This is a genomic window from Candidatus Pelagibacter sp. Uisw_090, from assembly GCF_047717845.1.
Lineage (GTDB): Bacteria > Pseudomonadota > Alphaproteobacteria > Pelagibacterales > Pelagibacteraceae > Pelagibacter.
In genome coordinates this window covers 1,158,536-1,177,873 of sequence record NZ_CP159810.1, presented here as the reverse complement: position 1 = coordinate 1,177,873, position 19,338 = coordinate 1,158,536, and the positions used below count along the sequence as shown (strand labels likewise).

Genomic DNA, 19,338 nt, shown 5'->3' with positions numbered 1-19,338 from the left:
ATGAGCAAAGGAAAAATCACACAGATCATTGGAGCGGTAGTAGACGTAAAATTTGATGGAGAATTACCAGAAATTTTATCAGCATTAGAATGTAAAAATGGAGACAATAGATTAGTTTTAGAAGTTGCTCAACACCTTGGTGAATCAAGTGTTAGAACAATTGCAATGGATGCTACAGAAGGTTTAAAAAGAGGAGATGAAGTAACTGCAACAGGTGTTCCTATTCAAGTTCCAGTTGGACCAGAGACTTTAGGAAGAATTATAAATGTAATAGGTGAGCCTATTGATGAAAAAGGTGAAGTTAAAACAAAAGAAAAGTGGTCAATTCATAGAGCTGCACCAGAATTTAGCGATCAATCAACTGAAACAGAGATTCTTGTAACAGGAATTAAAGTTGTTGATCTATTAGCGCCATATGCCAAAGGTGGAAAAATTGGTCTATTTGGAGGCGCGGGTGTTGGTAAAACAGTACTTATTATGGAATTAATTAATAACGTAGCAAAAGCACATGGTGGATTCTCTGTGTTTGCTGGAGTTGGAGAAAGAACTAGAGAAGGAAATGATCTTTATCATGAAATGATAGATTCAGGAGTTATTAAACCTGAGGGACCAGGATCAAAAGCAGCACTAGTGTACGGGCAAATGAATGAACCCCCAGGGGCTAGAGCAAGAGTTGCCTTAACAGGCTTAACTGTAGCTGAGTATTTTAGAGATCAAGAAGGACAAGATGTACTTTTCTTTGTTGATAATATCTTTAGATTTACTCAAGCAGGTTCAGAAGTTTCTGCGCTATTAGGAAGAATTCCTTCAGCTGTTGGATATCAGCCTACACTTGCAACAGATATGGGTAACCTTCAAGAAAGAATTACAACAACTAATAAAGGATCAATCACATCAGTGCAGGCAATTTATGTACCAGCAGATGACTTAACTGATCCAGCACCTGCTACATCTTTTGCTCACTTAGATGCAACAACAGTATTATCTAGACAGATAGCAGAAATTGGAATTTATCCAGCAGTAGACCCTCTGGATTCTACTTCTAGAATTTTAGATCCAAGAATAGTTGGAGATGAACACTATAGAGTTGCTAGAGAAGTACAAAAAATTCTTCAAACTTACAAATCACTCCAAGATATTATTGCAATTTTAGGAATGGATGAACTTTCTGAAGAAGATAAATTAAAAGTGGCTAGAGCTCGTAAAATACAAAGATTTCTATCGCAACCCTTCTTTGTTGCAGAAGTCTTTACAGGTTCACCTGGAAAATTAGTAGATTTAGAATCTACAATCAAAGGGTTTGCCGCAATATGTAATGGTGAGTACGATCATTTACCTGAAGCTGCATTTTATATGGTGGGTACAATTGAGGAAGCTGTAGAAAAAGCAGAAAAAATGGCGAAAGATGCTGCTGCATAATGAGCGAAGATTTCAAAATAGAAATAGTAAACCCTGAAAAATCTTTTCTTTCAAAAGAAGATGTAACAGAAGTTGTTGTGCCTGCTTTTGAGGGAGAAATGGGAATTTTAAAAGACCATATCTCAATTATTTCATTCTTAAAACCAGGCATTATTAAAATATTTTCTAAATCTGGAGAGGAACATTATTATGTTGAAGATGGAATTGTTGAATTTAAGAATAATAATTTATCAGTACTAACAAGCTCTATCTTTAATATTAAAGATATTGATAAAGATAAAATTAGCGAGATGCTCACGCAAGCAGAAGAACATTCAAAAAATAGTGAAATTACAGATCAAAATAAATATTTAGTAGATCAAAAAATTGATGTGTTAAAAACTCTTAATTAAGAATCTCTTTTACTTTTTTTTTAATATCCTCATACACGTGCAATTTAAAGTCTACAACTAGGTCGGTTATATTTTCAACATCAATCCACTTCCATTCACAAAATTCTGGATTATTAGTTTTAATATCAATTTCACTATCTTGTCCTAAAAATCTCATCACAAACCATTTTTGTTCTTGTCCTCTATATTTCCCTTTCCAAATAATTCCCAATAAATTTTTAGGTAACTCGTAAGAGATTAGTCCATCAAGCTCTTTAATTAGATCTACATTCTTGATGCTGGTTTCTTCTTCTAGTTCTCGATAAGCAGCAGCTAAATAGTCCTCACCCTTATCAACACCACCCTGAGGCATTTGCCAGAAATTTTTTTGATTATCTATTCTTTTTGCAACAAAAACTTTATTTTTTTTATTTAATACAACAATTCCAACCCCACTCCTAAGAGGTAAATCTATATTTTTGTTTGTCATTTATCCGTTGAGTAGTTTTAAAGCAAAGTTTAATTGATTATCTGTTTTAGAATTAAATTTAAAATCATCCAAACCTTCTACTACTTCTATATCAGGTGTTACACCTACTTCAGAAATAGATTTACCTGAAGGTAGATAATATTTTGCAATTGTTAATCTGATAGCACCTCTATTTTTTAAAGGTATTATTGATTGTACAGAACCTTTTCCATAGCTATTTTCCCCAAGTATAATAGCTCTTTTATGATCTTTTAATGCGCCAGCCACTATCTCTGATGCTGATGCTGACCCATAGTTAATAAGTACAATTAATGTTTTGCCATTTGTTAAATCACCTTTTTTAGCAAACCATTTTCTATTCTCTGAAACTTTTCGACTTTTAGTTGATACAATCTCCCCATTTTCTAAAAAGAAGTCTGAAATTTTAATTGCTTGAGAAAGTAATCCACCAGGATTATTTCTTAAATCTAAAATATATCCTTTTAGATTTTTATTTTTATTTAAGTTATTAATTTTTTCTTTAATTTGATGACTACTATTTTCGTTAAAGGAAGTGAGTCTAATGTAGCCAATATTATTGTCCTTAAGTTCAGATTTAACTGATTGCACCTCAATGATTTCTCTTGTTATGTTAAAGATCAGTGATTTTTTGACACCACGCCTTCTAACAGTTATTTCAATGCTCGATCCTACAGGTCCTCTCATTAAATCAACCGCCTCCATTAATGATTTCCCCTGTACCTGTACATTATTAATTTTTACAATATAATCACCAGCTTTTAATCCAGCTTTTGAGGCTGGTGTATTATCAATTGGAGAAATTACTTTCACAACACCTGCCTCCATACCAACTTCAATGCCAAGCCCACCGAATTCACCACTTGTTTCAGTTTGCATGCCCTCGAAACTTTCAGGAGTCATGTAAGCTGAGTAGGGGTCTAAAGATTGTAGCAATCCATTTATTGCAGCATCCATACCCTTAGATTGATCTACTTCATCAACATACTCCTTATTAATTTTTTCAAGTACTTCACCAAATAAGTCTATTTTTTTATATATATCGGAATTTTCAGAAAAACTTTTTTCAAAAACAAATATGGAAATAATAAAAAAAAGAAGGAATCTTTTTATCATATTTATATCATTACTTTTTCTTTAGGAATAAGTTCTGACCATATTTTTTCAAGTTCATAAAATTTTCGTTTATCAGGATTAAATATATGAACAATCAAATCAATGCCATCAACCAATTTCCAGTCTAAACTTTCTTTTCCTTCAATTTTAGAATTTTTAACTCCATTAGCTCTTAGTTTTTCTAATACTTGTTCCGATAAGGCCTGAATATGTCTTGAAGAAGTTCCACTTGCTATGATCATGTAGTCTGCCATAGAACTTTTATTCTTAAGATCTATAGAGATTATGTCTAATGCTTTGTTGGAGTCTAGGGTATCTAATATAATTTTTTTTAGATTTGTATTTTTTTCCATTTATTAATTAAACCTTATCAAACTTTTCTTAATTGAGAAGATGAAATATTAACTTTATTAAAATTAATAAAAGTTAGACCTTTTTTATTTGCCTCAGTAAAGGTTACTGACTTTAATGACTTAGCTCTATACCCTTGACGGTCAAATACTAGAATATTGCATTTTCTTATAATAGATTTCCATTTATACCATTTGTGAAAATTTATGAGATTATCAGCGCCCATAATGAAATAAATTTCATTTTTGTTCTCTTCGTTTAAATGTTCAATTAAATCAACCGTTCTGTTAGAGTCAATTTTTTTTTCATAAAATTTAACTTTAATATAATCATTTTTGCCTATTAATTTTTTTGCAAATTGCATTCTGCTTCTTAAGTTTGATTTACTTTCACTTTTAAATGGATTTTTTTTTGTAATTGCCCAAACAATATTTTTTAACCCAAATCTTTTTTTTGCTTGTTTTGATATTTCTAAATGTCCTTTATGTGCAGGATCAAATGTACCACCTAAAATACCAATTTTTATTTTTTCAGGTTTCAATTTATTTTCTAGTTTGACCGTTGCTAACAATTTCATATTTATAAGAAATAAGTTGACCTAATCCCACGGGTCCTCTTGGAGGAAGAGTGTTAGTTGAGATACCAACCTCTCCACCAAACCCAAACTCTCCACCATCAGCAAATTGTGTTGATGTGTTGTGCATAGCTATAGAGCTTTTAACATTCTTTAAAAACTTTTTAGCAGTCTTTTTATTTTTAGTAATTATAGAATCTGTATGCATAGTTCCATATTTGTTAATATGATTGATTGCTTCTTCACAATTTTTTACAGTCTTTACAGATACCGTCGCTGCCAAGTATTCTGTAGACCAGTCTCTCTCTTTTGCAGAGGAGATTTTACCTTTATAATGTTTATTTAAAAAGAGATCTCCATATATTTTACAATTATTTTCTTCTAGTTTTTTTAAAATAGGATTACAAAATTTCTTAACTATTTTTTCATGAAGTAAAATTGTTTCAGTAGCACCGCAAATACTGGTATTTCTTAATTTAGCATTATAGATAATATTTATAGCCATCTTTAGTTCGGCATCTTTATCAACAAACGTGTGACATAACCCTTCTAAATGTCCAATAATAGGAACGGTTGAAAACTCCTGGACTCTTTTTACTAAATTTTTTCCACCACGTGGTATGAGCACATCAATATAATCTTTCATTTTTGAAAGCATAAAATCAACCATTTTTCTATCTTTAGAATCCACAAATTGAATGAAATTTTCATTAACCTTATTTTCTTTGAGAGCTTTTCGAAATAATTTAGCTAAAATTTTATTGGTGTTTATTGCTTCTGAGCCACCTTTTAAAATTACAGCATTTCCAGACTTAAAACATAAACTAGCAACATTTGAAGTAACATCAGGTCTACTTTCGTATATAACCCCTATAACTCCAATAGGTATAGATACTCTTTTAATTTTTAACCCATTAGGTCTACTCCATTTTTCAAGAGTATTATCAATAGGATCTTTTAGTTTAGTAATTTTATTTATTGAGTTTTTTATATTATCTAATTTTTTATGATCAATAGTCAGTCTATCAATTAAATTATTCTTCAGTCCTTTTTTTAGAGCAAATTTTATATCTTTTGAGTTTGCTCTAATTATAGAATTTCTCTCTTTATCCAATAATAAGGCATACTTTTTTAAAATTTTATTTTTTACTTTAGTATTAATTTTTTCAATAGCTGCTTTTTTTGCATTTTGCCCTATTAAATTCATATATTGACTCATTTTAGACCTCCACCATATCATCTTTATGTATAACTTCAGATTTAGCAACATATCCTAATATTTTTTCGATTTCTTTAGAATGGTGCCCCATAATTCTTAATATTTCATCGGATGAGAACGAACTTAAACCTCTAGCACATTCAGAGTTTTTTTTATTTAAAACTTTTATGTGATCACCTTTTTTAAACTTACCAGATACTTTTGTAATTCCAGCTGCTAATAAACTTTTACCATTCAAAAGTGCTTGTTTGGCACCATCATCAATAATAATTTCTCCTTTAGGTGAAATTGAACTAATAATCCATTTTTTTCTAGCATCTAATTTGGTTATTTTTGGTAAAAACCACGTACAGTTGTTATCTTTAATTATTTTTTTAATAGGTCTCATTAACAGACCATTAGCTATTACCATTTGACATCCTGATAGTTGACAGATTTTTGCTGCATCAATTTTGGTTTTCATTCCTCCTGTTCCATGCTCACCAATACTTTTGGTTGCAATTTTTTCTATATTTTTATCTATATTTTTTATCTCTTTTATCAATTTTGCATTTTTATAAATTTTTGGATTTTGAGTGTAAAGACCATCAACATCAGAAAGAAGTATCAGCGAGTCAGCACCAGATATTTGTGCAACTCTAGAAGCCAATCTATCGTTATCACCGTATTTGATTTCTGTAGTTGCTATGGTGTCATTTTCATTAACAATAGGTATAAAATCTAATTGAAATAAATTATCAAACGTTCTTTTGGCATTTAAGGCTCTTCTTCTTTGTTCGGTATCCTCTAGTGTAAGTAAAATCTGAGATATATTAATATTTTGTTTAACAAATATTTCTGAAAATAAATTCATAAGCTCAATTTGCCCAATGGAGGCTACTGCTTGACTTTTATCAATTTTAAGATTTTTTTTATTTATATTAAGTTTTTTACAGCCCATTGCAATAGCACCCGAACTCACAATAATAACTTTTTTATTTTTTTTAATTAGTTCTTGAATGTCTTTAGAAAATTCTAAAAGCCATTTTTTTCTAATTTTTTTATTATCATCTATTAATAAAGATGAGCCAATTTTAATTACAATTATTTTAGAATTCTTAAGATACATACGCGAGTAATTTAGCCTTAACTTTTGATATAGATCCCTTGTCTAATGTTGAAAGGGTTATTACCTCAGAATTTTTATTTTTAGAAAAATTTTTCACAATTTCATCTACTTCTTCTTCGTCTAATAAGTCTGTTTTATTTAATACAATTATTTCTTTTTTTTCAAGGATCTCTTTACTGTAGCTACCAAGTTCTTTTTTAACTTGTTGATATGCATTTTCAATATTTTCATTAGTAATATCTACTAAATGCATCAAAGTTTTGCATCTTTCTATGTGTTTTAAGAATTGAATTCCAAGACCTACACCCTCATGGGCACCTTCAACTAGTCCAGGGATGTCAGCTAAGGTTATTTCTTTATCATCATAAGTTGCGACACCAAGGTTTGGATTTAAAGTTGTAAACTTATAATTCGCAATCTTAGGTGTGGCATTTGTAATAGCTGCTAATAAACTAGATTTTCCTGCATTAGGCAATCCTACAATGCCAACATCTGCAATAGTTTTTAACTGAAGCCAAATCACATACTCTTCACCTATCGCACCTTTTGTAAATTTTTTTGGAGCCCTGTTTGTAGAACTTTTAAATCTAGTATTCCCAAGACCACCCTTACCACCTTTGGCTACAATAAATTCTTCACCCTCTTTTTTAAAATCATAAATTAAAGTTTTATTATCTTCTTCAAAAACTTGTGTACCTATTGGAACTTTTAAAAATAAATCTTCTCCTCCATGACCTGTACGATTTTGTCCAGAACCATTCACTCCTCTTCCAGCCTTGTGGTGTTGTTGAAATCTATAATCGATAAGAGTATTTAAATTTCTTTCTGATCTTAGGAATATGGTGCCACCTTTACCTCCATCGCCACCATCAGGTCCACCGTACTCAATGAATTTCTCTCTACGAAAACTAGGAGATCCATGCCCGCCATTGCCGGCCTTTACATAAATTTTTACTTGATCAAGAAACTTCATATTACAACTATTAGTTTTTTAGTTGTACTACTAATTGGGTTTTACGGAAACGAATGTTCTGTCTAATCTACCTTTTTTAAATACAACTTTTCCCTCAACAACAGAAAAAATTGAATGATCTTTTCCCATTCCTACGTTTTCACCAGGAAAAATTTTAGTTCCTCTTTGTCTAACAATTATATTTCCAGGAATTACCACTTCACCACCGTACTTCTTAACGCCAAGTCTACGACCAGCACTATCTCGTCCGTTTCTCGATGATCCACCTGCTTTTTTTGTAGCCATAATTTAATCTATTTACTTACTGCTTCAGCTTTAACTTTAACTTCCACTTTTTCAATTTTTTTAGTTGGTTTAACAATTTTTTCTGCTTCAGCTAAAACTTTGCCATCTTTTGAAAAAATTTTGCTAATTCTTATTAATGAATATTGCTGTCTATGGCCATTTTTTCTTCTAGAATTTTGTCTTCTTCTTTTTTTGAAAATTAATATTGTTCTATTTTTTCCGTTTTCAACAAGATTTGCTTCAACTTTTGCTCCTTCAACCGTTGGTGAGCCAACTTCAATATTTTTATCATCGCCGTAGGCTAAGATTTCTTTAAATTCTATCTTAGTTTCAAGCATAGAATCCTCTAATCTTTCAATTTTAAGGATTTCCCCAGCCTTTACTTTGTACTGTTTTCCACCTGTTTGTATGATTGCGTATGACATTGTTTAATCTAGTTTTTATAAGCAGCAATATAGTCGGGAGCCTATTATAGTCAAGTCCGAATAAGTTAGAAATTGTCCTTTAAATACCTCAGTTTTGAAAAAGTTTCTACATTGTTTGATCTAAGAAAAATATTACACTCTAATTCGTCTTTCATAGTAGATGGAATAGTCGACCCCCCAGTTTTTAATTTTATTTTTATATCATTTACCTTAGTTTTAAGATTTTTGTTATTTTCGTCGTGAGCTATACAAAATCTTGAATTTTGTATTGTATATTCATGACCACAAAAAACTTTTGTATTTTTTGGTAACTCTTTTAGTTTCATCAAGGAATCAAACATTTGGGCGTATGTTCCTTCAAAAATTTTTCCACAACCTAAAGAAAAAAGAGTATCTCCAGTGAAAACAGATTTATCTTTATGAAAATAGAAACATATATGACCAAGTGTATGTCCTGGAACATGAATTATTTTTGCTTCAAAGTTTTTATGTATCCAAGTTTCTTGATCACTTACCAGTATATCTATTCCTGGAATTCTTTCCCTATCTCCTTCATACCCAATAACACTTGCTCCATATTTTTCTTTTAATTTTTGATTTCCGCCTACATGATCATAATGATGATGTGTATTTAATATAAATTTTAATTGAATTTGGGTATTTTCTAGATATTCAATAATAGGATCAGCTTCACTTGGGTCAACTACACAGGCAATATTATTTTCTTCATCAATTATTAAATAAGAATAATTATCTTGCAGGCAGGGTATTATTTGAATCTTCATTTATTTTTCAATTAAAAAAATTCCTAACTCAGCTGATAAATTTTTTATATTAAGATTTGTCTCATTAATAAATGAGGTTTTTTCATTGTGAAGAGCTAATGCTTTATCTAATGTAATACCCCTCTCATTACAGAATTTATAAAAATCTTTAATTGTACACATGTGTAGATTGGGAGTATTGTACCATTCATCAGGCAGATTTTTTGTAATTGGCATTGTTCCTTTAATTAACAAGTGGAGTCTTACCTTCCAAAACCCAAAATTTGGCACAGTAACAATCGCTTTTTTCCCTACTCTTAATAGCTCCTGAATAACTATTTCTGGATTTAGGAAAGCTTGAAGTGTTTGGCTTAATATTACAAAATCAAAAGAGCTATCAGGAAATTGAGAAAGGTCTTTTTCGGCATCTCCCTCGATTACAGTTAGACCTTTGCTTACACATTTTTGTGAGTTATCTTTGGAAATCTCAATCCCTCTTATGTCTATTTCTTTATTTTTCTGTAAAAACTCCATCAACGTTCCGTCTCCACATCCAACATCTAAAACTCTTGTATTTTTTTCAATAAAATCTGAAATTATTTTAAATTCTTGTTTCATCTTTAATTTTTTAAATAGGAATTATTAATATAATCTTTCAAAGTATTTAAAAACTCAGGAACATCCAGAAGAAATGAATCGTGCCCTTTATCTGACTCAATTTCAACAAAGGCAACATCAGCACCTATGGCATTTAAAGCTATAACAATTTCTTTATTTTCAGAAGTTGGGTAAAGCCAGTCCGAAGTAAATGATATAACAAGAAATTTAGTTTTGGTTTTTTCAAAGGCTTTTGATAAATTTCCATTATATTCTTTGATTAAATCAAAATAATCCATAGCTCTTGTAATATACAAATAACTATTCGCATCAAACCTATCTACAAACACACTTCCTTGGTACCTTAAATAACTTTCTATCTGGAAATCTGCATCAAAACTAAATTTTAAATCATCTCTTTCTTGTAATTTTCTTCCAAATTTTTCTTGTAAACCATTTTTAGATAAATAGGTTATATGAGCGGCCATTCTTGCAACAGATAAGCCCTTATCAGGGTTTTTATTTTGATTTGCATAGTCTCCATTCAGCCAATTTGAGTCAGCCATTATGGACTGTCTGCCAAGTTCATTAAAAGCAATATTTTGTGCTGAATGACTTGAAGTACAGGCAATTGGAATTGCTATTTTTGCTTTACTAGGAAAATTACTTACAAATTGAAGGACTTGCATGCCGCCCATAGATCCACCCATGACTGCAAATAATTTTTTAATTTTTAAAAATTCTAAAAGGTTATACTGCGCATTTACCATATCATTTATTGTAATAACGGGGAAGGTGGTTCCATAAATTTTATTTGTTTCATAGTTAGTGTTACTAGGTCCAAAAGAACCTAAACACCCACCAATCACATTCGCACAAATTACAAAATACTTATCTGTATCAATAGCTTTACCTGGGCCTACAGCATAAGACCACCAACCATCTTTTTTAGTTATTGGGTTTTTCCCAGATACAAACTGATCACCAGTTAAGGCGTGAAACACTAAAATAGCATTATCTTTTTTCTCATTAAGAGAGCCATAGGTTTCATAGGCTAAAGGAAAATTGTTAATAGTCTGGCCACAATCTAACTTTAATGGTTTATCAATTATTAAATTTTTTATGTTTATATTTTTATTCATAAATAATAGCTAAAATTGAATTGTGAGAGAAAAAAACATATTTAGCGGGTTTTTTTAAGCGCTCGCAATTCAGTTAAATCAGCGCACTTTTTTTGTACTAGATAGTATTTCTTATGTCAAATATTTTAAAAAATGACTTATTCTGTATGAAAGTTTAATATTTTATTTATAAGATTAATAAAATGACAGTTCCAAAGTTTAAAAAATTTAGAATAGATGCTTATAAGCCAGGTAAATCAAAAATTGGTAATGTTAAGAATATTATAAAATTATCAGCTAATGAGTCAGCGTTAGGGGTTAGCCCAAGAGTAAAAAGAGTTTTAAATAATAAAAATTTGATCTTATCTAAATATCCAGACAGCAAAGCCCAAGTTTTAAGAAAAGAAATTTCAAATAAGTTTAATTGTGATTTTAATAAGATTATTTGTGGTGCTGGGTCAGATGAGATCATTCAGATGGTTTGTCAGCTATATTTAAAGCCATCAGATGAGGTAATTGTACCTCAATATAGCTTTCTAATGTATAGAATTTATGCGCAAATCGTTGGAGCAAAAGTTGTTTTTTCAAAAGAAAAAAACTTTAAAGTGTCAGTAGAAGAGATAATTAAAAAAGTTACAAAAAAAACAAAAATAGTTTTTATTGCCAACCCAAACAATCCAACCGGTACTTATTTAAATAAATTAGAACTATTAGAACTAAGAAAAAAATTAAAAAAAAATATTTTACTAGTTTTGGATGATGCGTATTTTGAGTATATGAAAAACAAAGATTATAAATCAAGTTTAGATATATTTAAAAATAAGGACAATGTAGTTGTGATAAGAACTTTTTCAAAAATTTATGGGTTAGCTTCTTTAAGGATTGGCTGGGGTTATGCTTCAAAAAAAATTATTAATGCAATGAATATAATTAAACCACCATTTAATGTAAATCAACTGGCACAAATTGCAGCAACAGAAGCTTTAAAAGATGGAAATTTTATTAATCAATCTGTGAAACATAATATTACAGAAGCCAATAAAGTCAAAAACATTTTAGAAAAACTAGACATTTTTTCAAATGAAGTAACAGCTAATTTTTTATTACTAAATTTTGATAAATGTAAATTGTCAGCTAGTTATGTTTTTAATAAACTACAATCAAAAGGAATTATATTAAGATCCACGGAAGAAGGATATAATATTAAAAATAAATTAAGATTAACAATTGGATCTAAAAAAGATAATACAAAACTTATAGCAGCAATTAAGGTTATATTTAATTAGTTATGAAAAATATTTTGATTATAGGATGTGGTTTAATTGGCTCTTCATTATTAAGGTCAATAGTTGATAAAAAAATAGGTAAAAAAATTTTTATTTATGAAAAATCAAAATCAAATGTTTTAAAAATTAAAAAATTAAAATTGCCATGTAAAGTTACAAATGACCTAAAAAAAATTATCCCAAATTTAGATTTGATAATATTTTGTACTCCATTAGGAGAATATGAAAAAATAATTTTAAAAATAAATAAATACTTAGTACCCAAAACAATCATCACAGATGTTGGGTCATCTAAAGAAAAGTCTATGGATTTAATTAAAAGAAGATTAAAAAAAGGAATTTTTTGGACATCCAGTCATCCTATCGCAGGATCAGAGGTTAGTGGACCAGAGCATGGGCTAAAAAACTTATTTCTTAATAAATGGTGCATATTAATAAAAGAAAAAAACACCAACAGGAAACACCTCTCGATAATGACTAAGTTTTGGAAAAAAATTGGTTCTAGAGTTGTAATTATGGACTCAAAAAAACATGACACGGTCTTTTCTATGACAAGTCATTTACCGCACTTAATTGCATATAACTTAGTTAAAACAGCAACAGATTTTGAAAAACAACAAAGATATGAGCTAATTAAGTTTAGTGCGGGTGGTTTGAGGGATTTTTCAAGAATTGCCGCATCTAATGAAATTATGTGGAGAGATGTATTTTTTAATAATCAAAAAAATATTTCAAAAGTTATTGATTTATTTATAAAAAATTTACGTTCATTTAAAAGAGATATTCAATCTAAAAATAATAAATCCATTATTAAGAAATTAGTTGATACTAAAAAAGTTAGAAAAAAAATAATTAAATTGAAGCAAGATATTAACAAACCAGATTTTGGTAGAAGTTAATATTTTATAGAGGATATTTTTTTTACTATTAGTTTGGCTGTTCTTTCAATTCCATCTATTGTTTTTTTTATAGGCATAATTAAAACCTTTTTTTCTGGGCCATATGCATGAATTAATTTTTTAGAATTAATACAAATAGCAACATGACCTTTCCAAAATATAATGTCACCCTTTTTAAAGCTTTTTCTTTTAGTATTTTTTCTTGAGTATTTTATTTGTTCTTTTGTATCTCTAGGATAAAATTTACAATTATTATAATAATATAATAATTGTAAAATAGCTGAGCAATCTATTCCTTTATAAGTTTTACCACCCCAAACATATTTAGTTCTTAAAAATAATTTTAATATTTTCAAGTAGTTTTTTTCTATATGATCAATTTTCTTGATATTTTTTTTTTCAATCCATTTATTTTTTTCATATTCTGCGAACTTTTTAGTTTCCTGAATTATTAAAATCTTCGATGCAAATGGTAAGAAATATTTTGTCTTATTTTTTTGTTTATTAAAGATATTAGCTCTTAGATTAAATATTTTATGTGTAGGCTTGTATTCATCTGTATAATCCTCATCTTTTATGAAGCCAATATATCTATCGAATGATGTTTTTATTTTTAACCAACCTTTATCCTTTGATAAAATTTTGAATTTTTCTCCATATAAAATTTGGGAACTTACTGGAGATTCATGAGTAGATCTCTCATAAATATTTGTAAGGTTATTTTTAAAAAAAAAATTATTTTTCACTTAGGTTTAATTTATCTTTTATTATCCAGAGAAAAACCAAAGAAGGAACCACCATTAATGATGTAATAATAAAAAAAATGGCCCAATCATTATGAACGTTTTCAGGAGTATTTAAAAATTCAAGCTTATCAACAACAAAACCAGAGAATGAGGAAAATATATTTTTTCCAAATGTTGCCAATGATGCCATTAGAGCATAATGACTGGCGGTGTAGGTTCTATCAACCAAAATTGATACAAATGCTACAAAAACAACTGTTGAAATAGATTCTGTAATTTGGTCAAGAATTACTGCTGTCGCAAAAAGAAATTCTGAATTCCCATACCATGCAAGAGCTGAGAAAAGAAGGTTTGTTGACGCCATTAGTAATCCTGCAATAATCATGGCTTTAACTAGGCCCGAACGTATTGCAAAGAAGCTTCCAATTAAAGTGAAGCAGATTGTAACGATCCATCCATAACCACCTGAATAAATAGCAATTTGTTTTTTTGAAAAACCCATATCATCATAAAATACTATGGACATCTTTCCTAAAAATGCTTCTCCAATTTTAAAAAGAAATAAAAAAACTATAATGTAAATCCCAATTTTTGTACCTTTGCTTTTAAAAAAACTTATAAAGGGGCCACTTATAGTTCCTATTATCCATGCAACTTTTGTATTAAACGAGTTAGGTGAACCAAGTTTAGCAAGAATTAATTGATCATTTTTTTGTTGTTGAATTTTTCTTTCAAGTGAATCTTTTTCATTGATAAACATCAACCCTATATTGCAGACTACAATTAATATAGTTAGTAAAAGAAAAGTTATTTGCCAGTAATTTTCATAACCTAATTTTTCAAAATAGTCTGCTGTTAAGAAGGTAATAACCTTACCAAGCTTGAACCCTGTATACCAACCTATGACCATTACGCCAGCGCCAGCTGACATTGAGGCCCCATCAGTTTTACTAATTTGTTCAATTCTCAATGCATCTGTTACAATATCTTGTGTAGATGAAGCAATTGCAATAATTAGGCCTACCAATCCAACTATCCATATATTTTCTTTTGGATTATTTAAGCCCCATACAATTAAGCTTAAAAAAATTATTAATTGCATAATTACAATCCAGCTTTTACGGTGGCCTATTTTATTTGTTACCCAGGGCACTCTAATACGATCCACAATGGGAGCCCACAACCAATTAAATCCATACACTATACCTATTAAAGATAAAAAACCTATTTGACTCCTTGAGAAATCATTATCTCTTAACCAAAGTGAAAGGGCACTATAAATTAACACAAAAGGAAAACCTTGAATTATTCCTAGTAATAAAATTCGTGCCATTTTTATTTCAAAATAAAGTGAAAGAGTTTCTGAAAGTGATTGCTTCTTTATTTCAATCATAATTAATTTCTCCAAAATGAAGGTAGAAATAGAACTAATATAGCGAATAACTCTAATCTACCCAATATCATCCCAAGACTCAAAATCCACTTAGATATCTCTGGTAAGCTAGAAAAGTTACCACTAGGGCCAATTGTAGAGCCTAATCCTGGTCCAACATTTGAAATCGAAGTTGCAGCACCAGAGATTGAAGTAACAAAGTCTAAACCACTTAAAGATAATAATGCAGTTATTACAAAAAAAATAACCAAGTAAAGAAAAATGAAAGAGATGATCGAAGCCATAAATTTATTATCCACATTATTCTTGTCATATTTAATTATAAATATTCCCCTTGGATAAATAATTTTTTTTAGTTGATTAACAATAAATAAATATAGAATTTGAATCCTAAAAATTTTAATTCCACAGGTTGTTGATCCAGCACATCCACCAATGAACATTAGAGTTAAAAAGAAAATTAATGGAAAATTTCCCCATCCATCAAATTCTCCAGTCACGTATCCCGTACCAGTTAAAATAGAAATAACATTAAAAAAAATTGCCCTTATATTAATTTGGGAGAAATCTTTATTTTGAAAAAGAGAATAAATAAAAAGCAGAATAATTGAAAAAATGATTATCTTAATAAATGATTTAATCTGAACATCTGAAATAAATATTCTTTTATTACCGTTTAAAAATTTTATATAGGCAATAAAAGGTAAACTACCCAGTATAATAAAAATCATTGATGATATCTCAATAGATGGACTGTTAAAATATCCTATGGACTCATTATAGTTTGAAAAGCCACCTGTAGCTATTGTAGTCATGGAGTGCGTTATACTATCAAAAATATTCATACCAAAAATTTTATAAGTAACAGCACAAAGTGTTGTCAGCGTTAAGTAAACATAAATTAATCTAAGAGATATTTCTTTAGATTTTGGTAATAATTTTTCAGAAGAGTCGTTGCTTGAAATTTTAAATAACTGCATTCCTCCAACATTCATTATTGGCATTAGAGTTATTGCCATTACGATAATACCAATTCCACCCAACCATTGAAGCATAGCTCTCCATAAAAGTATTGATCTAGGGGCCTCCTCTAAGTTTGAAATAATTGTAGATCCAGTAGTGGTAATACCAGACATACTTTCAAAAAAAGAATCTGTAATAGATAATTCAAGAGAAGAAAAAATAAAAGGTAAAGAGCCAAATATTGCAATACTTAACCATGATAGAGCTGTTAACAAGAAAGCTTGTTGTAAATTTAATTTCTTATCATGATTTAAATTTGTTAAAAAAAATAAAACACCAAATATTATTGAAATTATAGAAGCCCCTATAAAAGAAGAATCTATTTCCGAATAAATAAACTGGGTTAAAATTGGAATCATCATGGAAATTCCAAGAATAATTTGCAAAATACCCAAGGTAAAAAAAACAGTTTTATAATTAGACATTTTGAAAGAACATTATTTTATGGTAAATAAATTTCAACTCTATAAGAGTTAATAATAACAGCAAATATAAGATATTTCTTATTAAACAAAGTGATTGAAAAAGACAATTTAGATAAAACTAACGCATGGCCCTTTGTTGAGGCTAAAAAAATGTTGCGTGAGAGAAAATCCTTTATTGAAAAAAAGGGTAAAATTATTTTACAAACTGGTTATGGTCCGAGTGGATTGCCTCATATAGGCACTTTTGGTGAGGTTGCTAGAACATCAATGATGGTTAATGCCCTAAAACAACTTACCGATATACCAACAGAAATTATAACCTTTTCAGATGATATGGATGGTTTTAGAAAAGTTCCTGAGAATGTTCCCAATCAAGAATTACTAAAAAAAAATCTTCATAAACCTTTAACTCAAGTACCAGATCCTTTCAAAAAATTTTCAAGCTTTGGTGAGCACAATAATGAAATGCTAAAAGATTTTTTAGATAAATTTAACTTTGAATATAATTTTAAAAGTTCTTCAGTACTTTATAAGGGTGGTCTTTTTAATCCTACTTTGCAGATAATTTTAGAAAATTACCAAGGTATTATGGATATAATTCTTCCAACACTCGGTAAGGAAAGGCAAAAAACTTACAGTCCCTTTTTACCCATATGCCCAGATACTGGAAAGGTTTTAGAAATTCCAGTTTTAGAAATCATAAAAGAAAAATCTAAAATTATTTTTGATAATAATGGAAAAAAACTTGAAACAAGTGTTTTAGACGGACACTGTAAATTACAGTGGAAAGTGGATTGGGCTATGAGGTGGTATGCGCTTGATATAGATTTTGAAATGTATGGAAAAGATTTAATAGAAAGCGCAATATTATCCTCAAGAATAGTTAAGTTAATTGGAAAAACAAACCCATCTGGTTTTGCTTATGAACTTTTTTTAGATGAAAAAGGAGAAAAAATTTCCAAGTCAAAAGGTAATGGAATCACTATTGATCAATGGTTGGAGTATGCATCTCCTGAAAGTCTTTCACTGTATATGTATCAAAATCCCAAAAGAGCAAAAAAATTGTATAAAGAAATAGTTCCAAAAACAGTTGATGAATATTTGGATTGTATGGAAAAAGCAAAAAACCAAAGCGAATTAAAGCTATTAATGAACCCAGTTTGGCATGTTCATAACGGAACAATTCCACAAGAAGATACTATTATGAGTTTTTCAATGCTTTTAAATTTAGTAGAGGCAAGTAATGCAAATTCTAAGGAGTTACTCTGGAAATTTGTAAAAAAATACAAAAAGGATATTTCAGAAAAAGATCATATAATTTTTGATAATTTAATAGGCTACGCTATTAAATATTTTAACGATGTAATCAAACTACAGAAAAAATATAAAAAACCAGATTCAAAAGAAAAAATGGCATTAGAAGCCCTAGTTAAGACTCTTGATGATTGTAGTGATGAAATGTTGCCTGAAGATATTCAAACGTTAATTTATTCAACTGGAAAAGAAAATGGGTATTCAGAAAATCTACGTGATTGGTTTAAATTAATTTACGAAGTTGTGTTTGGAGATGAAAATGGTCCCAGAATGGGTTTTTTTATAAGCTTCTTTGGAGTAAAAGAAACTAAAGAATTAATAACAGAAAAAATAAAATAATGTTTTCAAAATTCAGATCGCTAATTTTTAAAATTGATCCTGAAACTGCTCATAATTTAGCAATTAAGTCTTTAAAATTAAATTTGACACCAAATTTAATGGATGAAGATAAAGATGATCCAATGTTTAAATCCACTTTGTTTGGTAAAGAAATAGATAACCCAATTGGAATGGCTGCCGGATTTGACAAAAACGCTGAAGTTTATAACCCTTTATTTAAACTTGGATTTGGGTTTGTTGAAGTAGGGACGGTCACTCCGCTTAAGCAATATGGAAATCCAAAGCCAAGAGTATTTAGATTAGTTGAAGACCAGGCACTTATAAATAGATTGGGTTTTAATAATTTAGGATCTGAAAATGTAAGCAATAGAATTCGATCTAATTTAAATACAGGTTTATTGGGAATTAACATAGGTCCTAATAAAGATAGCAATGATAGGCTAAATGATTATTTAATTGGTTTTAGAACCTTTCATGATATTGCTGATTATATTACAATTAACATTTCTTCACCTAATACAGAAAATTTAAGAAGTTTTCATGACGAAGAAAAATTTGATGAATTAATGAATTCAATTCAAGAAGAAAAAGTTAAACTGAAATCAAAAATACCAATTGTTGTAAAAATTTCTCCAGATATTTCAGAGGAACAAATTGAGTTGGTAAGCAAAATATTGTTAGATCATAAAGTAAGTGCAGTAATTGTTTCAAATACAACTTCAGGAAACAGGGAAAAATTAAACGATATATTGAAGCACCAAAAAGGTGGCTTATCAGGCAAACCTCTCGAAGAGGAAGCTAATAAATTAATAAGTAAGTTTTACAAACTGCTAAAAGGTAAAATTGAAATTATTGGAGTAGGTGGTGTTGACTCAGGTGAAAGTGCGTATAGAAAATTTTTAGCTGGAGCAAGTTATGTTCAACTATATACTGGCATGGTTTTTCAAGGTCCAAATATTGTTAGAAAGATAAAAAATGAGCTAAAAGAAATATTAATTACTGATGGGATTAAGAATTTTAGAGAAATAATAGGCAAGAAACAGCCTAATTAAGGCTAATAAACTTGACGAGATCACTAACTC

The 19,338-nt window shown here is 29.4% G+C and carries 21 protein-coding genes; 6 read left to right on the top strand and 15 right to left on the bottom strand.

Features of this window, described 5'->3' with window-relative positions:
* Positions 1 to 1,419, top strand: a complete 1,419-nt coding sequence (gene atpD / locus ABXT58_RS06460; protein WP_415303843.1) for a F0F1 ATP synthase subunit beta — start codon at positions 1 to 3, stop codon at positions 1,417 to 1,419.
* Positions 1,419 to 1,811, top strand: a complete 393-nt coding sequence (gene atpC, locus ABXT58_RS06455; RefSeq protein WP_415303842.1) for an ATP synthase F1 subunit epsilon — start codon at positions 1,419 to 1,421, stop codon at positions 1,809 to 1,811. Before atpD ends, atpC begins: the two co-directional genes overlap by 1 nt.
* On the opposite strand, the gene ABXT58_RS06450 is transcribed toward atpC, so the two are convergent.
* The 12 genes from ABXT58_RS06450 to metX form a co-directional block, all read right to left on the bottom strand.
* Entirely contained in the window at positions 1,804 to 2,280 is a 477-nt protein-coding gene (locus tag ABXT58_RS06450; RefSeq protein ID WP_415303841.1) for an RNA pyrophosphohydrolase, read from the bottom strand. The two genes, atpC and ABXT58_RS06450, sit on opposite strands and share 8 nt — an antisense overlap.
* Positions 2,281 to 3,414 (bottom strand): S41 family peptidase, encoded by a 1,134-nt coding sequence (locus ABXT58_RS06445; RefSeq protein ID WP_415303840.1) that lies wholly within the window; start codon positions 3,412 to 3,414, stop codon positions 2,281 to 2,283. It abuts the gene before it with no gap.
* 2 nt (positions 3,415 to 3,416) lie between these two features.
* Complete coding sequence (rsfS, locus tag ABXT58_RS06440; protein WP_415303839.1) at positions 3,417 to 3,767, bottom strand: ribosome silencing factor; 351 nt, start codon at positions 3,765 to 3,767, stop codon at positions 3,417 to 3,419.
* Between the two features lie 17 nt (positions 3,768 to 3,784).
* Entirely contained in the window at positions 3,785 to 4,342 is a 558-nt protein-coding gene (gene nadD / locus ABXT58_RS06435; protein WP_415303838.1) for a nicotinate (nicotinamide) nucleotide adenylyltransferase, read from the bottom strand.
* Positions 4,308 to 5,558 (bottom strand): glutamate-5-semialdehyde dehydrogenase, encoded by a 1,251-nt coding sequence (locus ABXT58_RS06430; protein ID WP_415303837.1) that lies wholly within the window; start codon positions 5,556 to 5,558, stop codon positions 4,308 to 4,310. Before ABXT58_RS06430 ends, nadD begins: the two co-directional genes overlap by 35 nt.
* A 1-nt stretch (position 5,559) precedes the next feature.
* Positions 5,560 to 6,666, bottom strand: a complete 1,107-nt coding sequence (gene proB, locus ABXT58_RS06425; protein ID WP_415303836.1) for a glutamate 5-kinase — start codon at positions 6,664 to 6,666, stop codon at positions 5,560 to 5,562.
* Positions 6,656 to 7,639: an Obg family GTPase CgtA gene (gene cgtA / locus ABXT58_RS06420; RefSeq protein ID WP_415303835.1), complete on the bottom strand. Its 984-nt coding sequence runs from the start codon at positions 7,637 to 7,639 to the stop codon at positions 6,656 to 6,658. The genes proB and cgtA overlap by 11 nt, the downstream gene beginning before the upstream one ends.
* A 30-nt stretch (positions 7,640 to 7,669) precedes the next feature.
* Entirely contained in the window at positions 7,670 to 7,924 is a 255-nt protein-coding gene (rpmA, locus tag ABXT58_RS06415) for a 50S ribosomal protein L27 (protein ID WP_271525759.1), read from the bottom strand.
* Positions 7,925 to 7,932: 8 nt separating this feature from the next.
* The gene (rplU, locus tag ABXT58_RS06410; RefSeq protein WP_415303834.1) at positions 7,933 to 8,349 is read right to left on the bottom strand and encodes a 50S ribosomal protein L21; all 417 of its coding nucleotides are present in this window, start codon (positions 8,347 to 8,349) and stop codon (positions 7,933 to 7,935) included.
* 65 nt (positions 8,350 to 8,414) lie between these two features.
* The gene (gloB, locus tag ABXT58_RS06405; protein ID WP_415303833.1) at positions 8,415 to 9,134 is read right to left on the bottom strand and encodes a hydroxyacylglutathione hydrolase; all 720 of its coding nucleotides are present in this window, start codon (positions 9,132 to 9,134) and stop codon (positions 8,415 to 8,417) included.
* On the bottom strand, positions 9,135 to 9,731 hold the full coding sequence (metW, locus tag ABXT58_RS06400; protein WP_415303832.1) for a methionine biosynthesis protein MetW: 597 nt from the start codon (positions 9,729 to 9,731) through the stop codon (positions 9,135 to 9,137).
* 2 nt (positions 9,732 to 9,733) lie between these two features.
* Positions 9,734 to 10,852, bottom strand: coding sequence for a homoserine O-acetyltransferase MetX (metX, locus tag ABXT58_RS06395; RefSeq protein ID WP_415303831.1), 1,119 nt, complete (start codon positions 10,850 to 10,852; stop codon positions 9,734 to 9,736).
* Positions 10,853 to 11,034: 182 nt separating this feature from the next.
* On the opposite strand from metX, the gene hisC reads away from it, so the two are divergent.
* Complete coding sequence (gene hisC, locus ABXT58_RS06390) at positions 11,035 to 12,117, top strand: histidinol-phosphate transaminase (protein ID WP_415303830.1); 1,083 nt, start codon at positions 11,035 to 11,037, stop codon at positions 12,115 to 12,117.
* 2 nt (positions 12,118 to 12,119) lie between these two features.
* Positions 12,120 to 13,016: a prephenate dehydrogenase gene (locus tag ABXT58_RS06385; RefSeq protein ID WP_415303829.1), complete on the top strand. Its 897-nt coding sequence runs from the start codon at positions 12,120 to 12,122 to the stop codon at positions 13,014 to 13,016.
* Here the strand turns inward: ABXT58_RS06385 and ABXT58_RS06380 are convergent.
* Genes ABXT58_RS06380 through ABXT58_RS06370 form a run of 3 tightly spaced genes read right to left on the bottom strand, consistent with a single transcriptional unit; the run spans position 13,013 to position 16,603 of the window.
* Positions 13,013 to 13,762, bottom strand: a complete 750-nt coding sequence (locus ABXT58_RS06380) for an NlpC/P60 family protein (protein ID WP_415303828.1) — start codon at positions 13,760 to 13,762, stop codon at positions 13,013 to 13,015. The genes ABXT58_RS06385 and ABXT58_RS06380 overlap by 4 nt on opposite strands.
* The gene (locus ABXT58_RS06375; RefSeq protein WP_415303827.1) at positions 13,752 to 15,155 is read right to left on the bottom strand and encodes an AmpG family muropeptide MFS transporter; all 1,404 of its coding nucleotides are present in this window, start codon (positions 15,153 to 15,155) and stop codon (positions 13,752 to 13,754) included. The genes ABXT58_RS06380 and ABXT58_RS06375 overlap by 11 nt, the downstream gene beginning before the upstream one ends.
* A 2-nt stretch (positions 15,156 to 15,157) precedes the next feature.
* Positions 15,158 to 16,603 carry a TrkH family potassium uptake protein gene (locus ABXT58_RS06370; protein ID WP_415303826.1) on the bottom strand — a complete coding sequence of 482 codons (1,446 nt, stop codon included), beginning with the start codon at positions 16,601 to 16,603 and terminating at the stop codon, positions 15,158 to 15,160.
* 90 nt (positions 16,604 to 16,693) lie between these two features.
* Between ABXT58_RS06370 and ABXT58_RS06365 the strand changes: the two genes are divergently transcribed.
* Complete coding sequence (locus ABXT58_RS06365; protein ID WP_415303825.1) at positions 16,694 to 18,256, top strand: lysine--tRNA ligase; 1,563 nt, start codon at positions 16,694 to 16,696, stop codon at positions 18,254 to 18,256.
* Entirely contained in the window at positions 18,256 to 19,308 is a 1,053-nt protein-coding gene (locus ABXT58_RS06360) for a quinone-dependent dihydroorotate dehydrogenase (RefSeq protein ID WP_415303824.1), read from the top strand. The genes ABXT58_RS06365 and ABXT58_RS06360 overlap by 1 nt, the downstream gene beginning before the upstream one ends.
* Positions 19,309 to 19,338: the final 30 nt, after the last annotated feature.

What these genes read in the sequence shown, in the direction of transcription:
- nadD (WP_415303838.1), bottom strand. Translation starts at nt 4,342, where the DNA reads ATGAAATTGTTAGCAACGGTCAAACTAGAAAATAAATTGAAACCTGAA.
- ABXT58_RS06375 (WP_415303827.1), bottom strand. Translation starts at nt 15,155, where the DNA reads ATGATTGAAATAAAGAAGCAATCACTTTCAGAAACTCTTTCACTTTAT.
- gloB (WP_415303833.1), bottom strand. Translation starts at nt 9,134, where the DNA reads ATGAAGATTCAAATAATACCCTGCCTGCAAGATAATTATTCTTATTTA.
- metX (WP_415303831.1), bottom strand. Translation starts at nt 10,852, where the DNA reads ATGAATAAAAATATAAACATAAAAAATTTAATAATTGATAAACCATTA.
- cgtA (WP_415303835.1), bottom strand. Translation starts at nt 7,639, where the DNA reads ATGAAGTTTCTTGATCAAGTAAAAATTTATGTAAAGGCCGGCAATGGC.
- rpmA (WP_271525759.1), bottom strand. Translation starts at nt 7,924, where the DNA reads ATGGCTACAAAAAAAGCAGGTGGATCATCGAGAAACGGACGAGATAGT.
- ABXT58_RS06385 (WP_415303829.1), top strand. Translation starts at nt 12,120, where the DNA reads ATGAAAAATATTTTGATTATAGGATGTGGTTTAATTGGCTCTTCATTA.
- atpC (WP_415303842.1), top strand. Translation starts at nt 1,419, where the DNA reads ATGAGCGAAGATTTCAAAATAGAAATAGTAAACCCTGAAAAATCTTTT.
- ABXT58_RS06450 (WP_415303841.1), bottom strand. Translation starts at nt 2,280, where the DNA reads ATGACAAACAAAAATATAGATTTACCTCTTAGGAGTGGGGTTGGAATT.
- atpD (WP_415303843.1), top strand. Translation starts at nt 1, where the DNA reads ATGAGCAAAGGAAAAATCACACAGATCATTGGAGCGGTAGTAGACGTA.
- ABXT58_RS06370 (WP_415303826.1), bottom strand. Translation starts at nt 16,603, where the DNA reads ATGTCTAATTATAAAACTGTTTTTTTTACCTTGGGTATTTTGCAAATT.
- hisC (WP_415303830.1), top strand. Translation starts at nt 11,035, where the DNA reads ATGACAGTTCCAAAGTTTAAAAAATTTAGAATAGATGCTTATAAGCCA.
- rplU (WP_415303834.1), bottom strand. Translation starts at nt 8,349, where the DNA reads ATGTCATACGCAATCATACAAACAGGTGGAAAACAGTACAAAGTAAAG.
- rsfS (WP_415303839.1), bottom strand. Translation starts at nt 3,767, where the DNA reads ATGGAAAAAAATACAAATCTAAAAAAAATTATATTAGATACCCTAGAC.
- ABXT58_RS06430 (WP_415303837.1), bottom strand. Translation starts at nt 5,558, where the DNA reads ATGAGTCAATATATGAATTTAATAGGGCAAAATGCAAAAAAAGCAGCT.
- proB (WP_415303836.1), bottom strand. Translation starts at nt 6,666, where the DNA reads ATGTATCTTAAGAATTCTAAAATAATTGTAATTAAAATTGGCTCATCT.
- metW (WP_415303832.1), bottom strand. Translation starts at nt 9,731, where the DNA reads ATGAAACAAGAATTTAAAATAATTTCAGATTTTATTGAAAAAAATACA.
- ABXT58_RS06445 (WP_415303840.1), bottom strand. Translation starts at nt 3,414, where the DNA reads ATGATAAAAAGATTCCTTCTTTTTTTTATTATTTCCATATTTGTTTTT.
- ABXT58_RS06360 (WP_415303824.1), top strand. Translation starts at nt 18,256, where the DNA reads ATGTTTTCAAAATTCAGATCGCTAATTTTTAAAATTGATCCTGAAACT.